The organism is Herbiconiux sp. (genome assembly GCF_023264895.1).
In the GTDB taxonomy this organism is placed as follows: Bacteria; Actinomycetota; Actinomycetes; order Actinomycetales; family Microbacteriaceae; genus Herbiconiux.
Genome location: NZ_JAHFUY010000135.1, coordinates 1 through 8098 on the forward strand (window position 1 = coordinate 1; position 8098 = coordinate 8098).

Below are 8098 nucleotides of genomic sequence, written 5' to 3' on the forward strand. Positions count from 1 at the left end.
GTTGATGCCCTTGTTGTTCGACACCGCACCGGGGACCTCGACGCGCGTCGTGACGACGGTGCCGTCGGTCTCCAGCACGCGGAGCCCCACCTTGCCGTCGTCGATCAGCAGCGGGTCGCCCGGTGCCACGTCGTCCGGCAGACCCTTGTAGGTCGTCGAGGAGATCTCCTTGTTGCCGATGATGTCCTCGATGGTGATCTTGAAGATGTCACCCTCGGCGAGGTCGTAGGGGCCGTTCTCGAACTTGCCGAGCCGGATCTTCGGGCCCTGCAGGTCGACGAGCACGGCCACGGCGCGGCCCGAATCCTCGGCGGCCTTCCGCACGTTGGCGTAGACGGCCTCGTGCACGTCGTAGCTGCCGTGGCTGAGGTTCATCCGGGCGACGTCGACGCCGGCGTCGATGATGGCTCTGATCGTGTCATAGCTAGAGGTTGCCGGACCGAGGGTGGCGACGATTTTCGCACGTCTCATCAGTGTGTACTTCTCCGAGTTCTGCGCGGTAGCGCATGGGGGTGGTGGATGTGGAGAGCGGTTTCGCAGGGAGGCTATCAGACCGAGATGGCGCGGTCGGTGGGCTTCACGGGGAAGGGGAGCTCGGTCGATCCTTCGAGGTAGCGGTCGACGGCGGATGCCGCGGCGCGCCCCTCGGCGATCGCCCAGACGATGAGCGACTGGCCGCGGCCCGCGTCGCCCGCCACGAAGACGCCGGGGGTGGTGGTCTGGTAGTCGCCGTCGCGCTCGAGGTTGCCGCGCTGGTCGAAGCGGGTGTCGAGCTGGCCGAGGAGCTGCTCCGGCTCCGCACCTGTGAAGCCGAGCGCGAGCAGCACGAGGTCGGCGGGGATCTCGTGCTCGGTGCCCGCCTTGGGCACGCGACGGCCGTCGAGGTACTCGGTCTCGGCGACGCGGATGGCGCGCACCTCGCCCGAGTCGTTGCGGAGGAACTCCACGGTGGAGGCGAGGTACTTGCGCTCCCCGCCTTCCTCGTGGGCGCTCGACACCTCGAACAGGGTCGGGAACATGGGCCACGGCTGGTGCTCGGGGCGCTCGGTGGGCGGCTGGATGCCGATGGCGAGGTTGGTGACCGAGAGGGCGCCCTGGCGGTGGGCGGTTCCGATGCAGTCCGCGCCGGTGTCGCCGCCGCCGAGGACGACGACGTGCTTGCCCTCGGCTGTGATCTGGCCGAGCAGGTCGTCGCCCGCGCCGACCTTGTTCTGCTGCACCAGGTACTCCATGGCGAAGTGCACGCCGTCGAGGTCGCGGCCGGGGATGTCCAGGTCGCGCGGGACTGTCGATCCGGTGCAGACGATGACGGCGTCGTAGCGCGCCCGGAGGTCGCTCCACGAGATGTCGACGCCGATCTCGATGCCGGCGCGGAAGCGCGTGCCCTCGGCCATCATCTGGGTCAGTCGCGCCTCGAGGTGCTTCTTCTCCATCTTGAAGTCCGGGATGCCGTAGCGCAGCAGGCCGCCGATGCGGTCGTCGCGCTCGTAGACGGCCACCGTGTGGCCGGCGCGGGTGAGCTGCTGGGCGGCGGCGAGTCCGGCGGGGCCGGAGCCCACGACCGCGATCGTCTTGCCGGTGAGGCGCTCGGGCGGGTGCGGCTGCACCCAGCCGTTCGCGAAGGCCTGGTCGATGATCGAGACTTCGACCTGCTTGATCGTCACGGGCGGCTGGTTGATGCCGAGCACGCACGACGACTCGCACGGAGCCGGGCACAGGCGCCCGGTGAACTCCGGGAAGTTGTTGGTGGCGTGCAGCCGCTCGATGGCCTGCCGGCCCTCGTCGCGCCAGGTCAGGTCGTTCCACTCCGGGATCAGGTTGCCGAGCGGGCAGCCGTGGTGGCAGAACGGGATGCCGCAGTCCATGCAGCGTCCGGCCTGCCGCCGGGTGGTGGCCGCGTCGCCCTGCTCGTAGACCTCTTTCCAGTCCATGAGCCGCACGGAGACCGGTCGGCGGGCGGGGAGTTCGCGGTCCTGTGTCTTCAGGAAGCCCTTGGGATCAGCCACCTGTCACCTCCAAAATGCGGCCCCAGACGACGTCGCCGTCGGGGTCCAGTCCTTCTTCGACCGCTTCCTGCCGGGTGGCGAGCACTGCCGCGTAGTCACGCGGGAGCACCTTGGTGAAGGCGGCGATGGTCGTGTCGAGATCGGCGAGCATCCTGGCCGCCAGCGGCGACCCGGTCTCGGACTCGTGGCGCTTCAGCAGCTCGCGCACGATCTCGGCGTCGGCGGCCGAGAGCGGGAGCAGCTGCAGCTCCCCGGATCCCAGCGAGTCGGCGTTCACGCTCTCCGGGTGGAGGTCGTGGATGTAGGCGGTGCCGCCCGACATCCCGGCGCCGAGGTTGCGGCCCGTGGCGCCGAGGATGAGGGCGGTGCCGCCCGTCATGTACTCGAGCGCGTGGTCGCCCACGCCCTCGACGACGGCGGTGGCACCGGAGTTGCGGACGAGGAAGCGCTCCCCCACGATGCCGCGGAGGAACATGCTGCCGCGCGTGGCGCCGTAGCCGATGACGTTGCCGGCGATGACGTTGCGCTCGGCCGGGAAGACCGAGCGGCGGTCGGGGCGCAGGATGATCTCGCCGCCCGAGAGCCCCTTGCCGACGTAGTCGTTGGAGTCGCCCTCGAGGCGGAGCGTGATGCCCGCGGGCAGGAACGCGCCGAGCGACTGGCCGGCCGAGCCGAGCAGGGTCACCTGGATGGTGCCGTCCGGAAGGCCCTTCTCGCCGTGCCGCTTCGTGACCTCGTGGCCGAGCATGGTGCCCACGGCGCGCTCGGTGTTGCGGATGGGCAGAGTGATGGCCACGGGCTCGGCGTGGTCGAGAGCGGCTCCGGCCTCCTGGATCAGGCGGTTGTCGAAGTGCTCGTGCAGCTCGTGCTCCTGCGCGCGGCGGTTGGCGCGCGGCTCGTCGGCGGCGAACGCCGGGCCCACGAGCACCGGGGCGAGGTCGAGGCCGTCGGCCTTCCAGTGGTCGAGCGCGGCGTCGACGTCGAGCAGCTCGTTGTGGCCGATGATCTCCTCGAGCGAGCGGTAGCCGAGCTCGGCGAGGTACTCCCGCACCTCCTGGGCCAGGAACTCGAAGAAGTTCACCACGAACTCGGGCTTGCCGGTGAAGCGAGCGCGGAGCTCGGGGTTCTGCGTGGCGACGCCCACGGGGCACGTGTCGAGGTGGCAGACGCGCATCAGGATGCAGCCCTCCACCACGAGAGGCGCGGTGGCGAAGCCGTACTCCTCGGCACCGAGCAGGGCGCCGATGATGACGTCGCGACCGGTCTTCATCTGGCCGTCGACCTGCACCACCACGCGGTCGCGCATGCCGTTGAGCATGAGCGTCTGCTGGGTCTCGGCGAGGCCGATCTCCCACGGGGTGCCCGCGTGCTTGAGCGAGTTCAGCGGGCTCGCGCCGGTTCCGCCGTCGTGGCCGGAGACCAGCACGACGTCGGCGAGGGCCTTCGTGACGCCGGCTGCGACAGCGCCGATGCCGTTCTGGCTCACGAGCTTGACGTGCACGCGGGCCTCGGGGTTGGCGCGCTTGAGGTCGAAGATGAGCTGCTTGAGGTCTTCGATGGAGTAGATGTCGTGGTGCGGCGGCGGCGAGATGAGGCCGACGCCCGCGGTCGCGTGGCGGGTGCGGGCGACCCACGGGTAGACCTTGGTGGGAGGCAGCTGGCCGCCCTCGCCGGGCTTCGCGCCCTGCGCCATCTTGATCTGGATGTCGGTGGCGTGCGTGAGGTACATGCTCGTCACGCCGAACCGGCCCGAGGCGACCTGCTTGATCGCGCTCCGGCGCTCGGGGTCGAGCAGACGGTCGACGTCCTCCCCGCCCTCGCCGGTGTTCGACTTGCCGCCGAGGCGGTTCATCGCGATCGCGAGGGTCTCGTGCGCCTCCTTCGAGATCGAGCCGTAGCTCATCGCACCGGTGGAGAAGCGCTTGACGATCGACTCGACCGACTCGACCTCGTCGAGCGGCACGGCGGGGCGGATGCCCGTGCGCAGCTTGAACAGGCCCCGCAGGGTCATCAGGTTCTGGGCCTGGTCGTCGACGAGCTGCGTGTACTCGCGGAAGATGTCGTAGCGGCGCGCGCGGGTGGCGTGCTGCAGCCGGAACACGGTGTCCGGGTTGAACAGGTGCGGCGGCCCTTCGCGGCGCCACTGGTACTCGCCGCCCACGGCGAGCGGCTCGTGCGCGGTGACCGCGCCGTCCTCCGGGTAGGCCAGGCGGTGGCGGGCGGCGCTCTCGGCCGCGATCACGTCGATGCCCACGCCACCGAGCTTGGAGGAGGTGCCCGTGAAGTACTCGGCGACGAACTCGGGTGCGAGACCGACGGCCTCGAAGGTCTGGGCTCCCGCGTAGGAGGACACCGTCGAGATGCCCATCTTCGACATGATCTTGAGCACGCCCTTGCCGAGCGCCTTGATCACGTTCTTGACGGCCTTCTCGGGGGTGACGCCCGTGATGACGCCGGAGCGGACGAGGTTCTCGACCGTCTCCATGGCGAGGTACGGGTTGACGGCGGAGGCGCCGTAGCCGATGAGGAGCGCGATGTGGTGCACCTCGCGCACGTCTCCGGCCTCGACGATCAGGCCGACCTTCATGCGGGTCTGCTTGCGGATGAGGTGGTGGTGCACTCCCGCGAGCATGAGCAGGGAGGGCACGGGCGCCAGATCCTTGTTGGAGTCGCGGTCCGAGAGCACGAGGAACTCGGCTCCGGCCTCGATCGCCTCGTCGGCCTCGCGGCACATCGCGGCGATGCGGTTCTGCATCGCCTTGGGGCCCTCGTCGACCCGGTAGAGGCCCTTGAGGGTGGTGGTGAGCCGGCTGCCGGAGGCCGGATCGATGTGCTGGATCTTCGCGAGCTCGTCGTTGTCGATCACCGGGAAGTCGAGGATGACCTGACGGGTGTGCTCCGGGGTGGCCGCGAGCAGGTTGCGCTCCGGGCCGAGACCGAGGCGGAGGCTCGTGACGACCTCTTCGCGGATGGAGTCGAGCGGCGGGTTCGTGACCTGCGCGAACTGCTGCGTGAAATAGTCGAAGAGCAGTCGGGGCCGCTCGGAGAGCACGGCGATGGGGGTGTCGGAGCCCATGGCGCCGAGCGGCTCCGCGCCGTTCTTCGCCATCGGGGTCAGGAGGATCCGCACCTCCTCCTCGGTGTAGCCGAAGGTGCGCTGACGGCGGGTGACCGACGCCGGTGTGTGCACGATGTGCTCGCGCTCGGGCAGGTCGCGGAGGTTGATCCGGCCCTGCTCGAGCCAGGAGCCGTAGGGCTCCGCGGCGGCGAGCTCGGCCTTGATCTCGTCGTCCTCGATCAGGCGGCCGGCCGCCGTGTCGACGAGGAACATCTTGCCGGGGCGGATCCGGCCCTTCCGCACGACCCGTGAGGGGTCGACATCCGGGAACACGCCGATCTCGCTCGCCAGCACGACGAGGCCGTCGTCGGTGATGAGGTAGCGACCGGGGCGGAGGCCGTTGCGGTCGAGCGTGGCGCCCGCGAGGGTGCCGTCGGTGAAGATGAGGGCGGCGGGGCCGTCCCACGGCTCCATCATCATCGAGTGGTACTCGTAGAAGGCGCGGCGGGCCTCGTCGAAGTCCTTCTGGTTCTCCCAGGCCTCGGGCACCATCATCATGATGGCGTGCGGCAGGGAGCGGCCGGCGAGCGTGAGCAGCTCGACGACCTCGTCGAACGAGCCGGAGTCGCTGAGTCCGGGGGTCACGATCGGGTAGAGCGGCGAGAGGTCGCCGAGCAGCTCCGACTCGAGCTGCGACTGGCGCGCGCGCATCCAGTTGCGGTTGCCCTGCACGGTGTTGATCTCGCCGTTGTGCGCCATCATGCGCAGCGGCTGCGCGAGCGGCCACGACGGGAACGTGTTGGTGGAGTAGCGCGAGTGCACGAGCGCGAGCTTCGAGGCGAACCGCTCGTCGGAGAGGTCGGGGTAGAACGGCTCGAGCTGGAGCGTCGTCACCATGCCCTTGTAGGTGAGCGTGCGGCACGAGAGCGACATGAAGTACACCTCGTGCTCGAGCTCGGCGCGCTTGCGCAGCCGCCAGGTCTGGCGGTCGAGCTCGATGCCCGAGAGGGTGGCTCCGGATGCGGTGGTGCGCACCGACTGCAGGAAGAGCTGGAAGATGGCGGGCATCGCGTCCCGCGCCAGGCGACCGAGCTCGTCGGGGCGCACGGGCACCTCGCGCCAGCCGAGGATCTGCAGGTCCTCCTGGTGGGCGAGGTCGCGGATGCGGTCCATGACCTCCTGGCGCTCGGCGCCGTCGAGCGGGAGGAAGGCGTTGCCCACGGCGTAGCGGCCCACGGGGGGCAGCTCGAAGCCCGCGACGGCGCGCAGGAACTCGTCCGGGATCTGGGTGAGGATGCCGGCGCCGTCGCCGGTTCCCGCGTCGGAGCCGATGGCGCCGCGGTGCTCGAGGTTGCGGAGGGCCCCGAGCGCGGTGTCGATGATGTCGTGACCGGCGGTGCCGCGGAGCGTGGCGACCATGGCGAGGCCACAGGCATCCTTCTCGGCGGTGGGGTCGTACAGGCCCTGGGCCGCGGGAAGTGCGCTGAAGCTGAAACTCGGGTTCGGCTGGGTGGCCATAGAGAACCGTCCTCTACGTGTTGCTTAGGGAACTGGGACGACGATGGCCCATGATGTCAAGGATTCCCGCGGGAGATCTGCGCGGGTGAGGATCGCTCCGAATTCACTTGTGGCGCTCGGGTCGATCGATCCTACCTCAGCACGGGGCTGGGGCGGATGCAGGGCACCCTCAGCGGGCGGTGCCCGCCGACAGCGTGGCGGCGAGGCGGCCGACCGCCGGCACTCCCCCGTCGGCCAGCGCCTTGACGAGGGCCGAGCCCACGATGGCACCGTCGGCGTAGCCGAGGATCTCGGCGATCTGCTCGGCCGTCGAGATGCCGATGCCCACGGCGAGGCTCTCGGCGCCCTGTTCGCGAAGGCGCGTCACGAGCGTGCGGGCAGCGGCGTCGAGATCTGCTCGTGCGCCCGTGATGCCCATGGTCGACACCGTGTAGACGAAGCCGCGGCTGCTCTCGACGGCGAGCCGGAGGCGCTCGTCGGTCGAGGTCGGGGCCGCGAGGAACACGCGGTCGAGGCCGGTGCGGTCGCTCGTGGCGAGCCAGTCGGCGCCGGAGTCGACCGTGAGGTCGGGCGTGATGAGGCCGGCGCCGCCCGCCGAGACTAGGTCGTCGGCGAAGCGGTCGACGCCGTACTGCAGCGCGGGGTTCCAGTAGGTCATGAGCAGCACGGGGGCGTCGACCCGGGCGCGGATGCGCTCCACGGCCGTGAACGCGTCGCCGAGGCGGGTGCCGTTCTTCAGCGCCTGCACGGTGGCGGCCTGGATGACCGGTCCGTCCATGACCGGGTCGGAGTAGGGCAGTCCGAGCTCGAGCACGTCGACGCCGTTCTCCACGAGCGCGACCGCCGCGTCGATGCTCGCGTCGAGCGTGGGGAACCCCACGGGGAGGTAGCCCACGAGGGCGCCGGCGCGGTCGACGTTGGCGCGCGCGATGGCGGAGCCCACCGGGCTCACGATGGTGGTCATATCTTGGCGTTCCCCTGCTCGTCGAGCACGTCGAAGTAGTGGCCGGCGGTCTCGACGTCCTTGTCTCCGCGACCGGAGAGGTTGACGAGGATCGTGGCATCCGGGCCGAGCTCGCGGCCGAGCTCGATCGTGCCGGCCAGTGCGTGCGCCGACTCGATCGCCGGGATGATGCCCTCGGTCGTGCAGAGCAGCCGGAAGGCGGCCATGGCGGCGGAGTCGGTGACGGGCAGGTACTGCGCCCGGCCGATCGACGAGAGCCACGCGTGCTCGGGGCCGACGCCGGGGTAGTCGAGGCCCGCCGAGATGGAGTGGGAGTCGAGCGTCTGGCCGTCCTCGTCCTGCAGCATGAAGCTGCGCGAGCCGTGCAGCACACCGGGGCGGCCCTTGGTGATGGTCGCGGCGTGCTGCGGGGTGTCGACGCCGAGACCCGCGGCCTCGTAGCCGAAGAGCTTGACCGAGGGGTCGTCGAGGAAGGCGTGGAAGATCCCGATCGCGTTCGATCCGCCGCCCACGCAGGCCGTGACGGCATCCGGCAGCGAGCCGGTGAGGTCG

General features: G+C 70.2%; 5 protein-coding genes. All 5 read right to left on the reverse strand.

Annotated elements, in window-relative coordinates:
- A partial coding sequence (locus Q0D57_RS18495) for a pyruvate kinase (protein WP_291046826.1) occupies positions 1 to 471 on the reverse strand: 471 nt, incomplete at its 3' end.
- 77 nt (positions 472 to 548) lie between these two features.
- The gene (locus tag Q0D57_RS18500) at positions 549 to 2006 is read right to left on the reverse strand and encodes a glutamate synthase subunit beta (protein ID WP_291046827.1); all 1458 of its coding nucleotides are present in this window, start codon (positions 2004 to 2006) and stop codon (positions 549 to 551) included.
- Complete coding sequence (gene gltB, locus Q0D57_RS18505; RefSeq protein ID WP_291046828.1) at positions 1999 to 6582, reverse strand: glutamate synthase large subunit; 4584 nt, start codon at positions 6580 to 6582, stop codon at positions 1999 to 2001. Before gltB ends, Q0D57_RS18500 begins: the two co-directional genes overlap by 8 nt.
- A gap of 169 nt (positions 6583 to 6751) precedes the next feature.
- Entirely contained in the window at positions 6752 to 7546 is a 795-nt protein-coding gene (gene trpA, locus Q0D57_RS18510) for a tryptophan synthase subunit alpha (protein ID WP_291046829.1), read from the reverse strand.
- On the reverse strand, positions 7543 to 8098 hold a 556-nt coding region (locus tag Q0D57_RS18515), incomplete at its 5' end, for a pyridoxal-phosphate dependent enzyme (RefSeq protein ID WP_291046830.1). The genes Q0D57_RS18515 and trpA, both read right to left, overlap by 4 nt.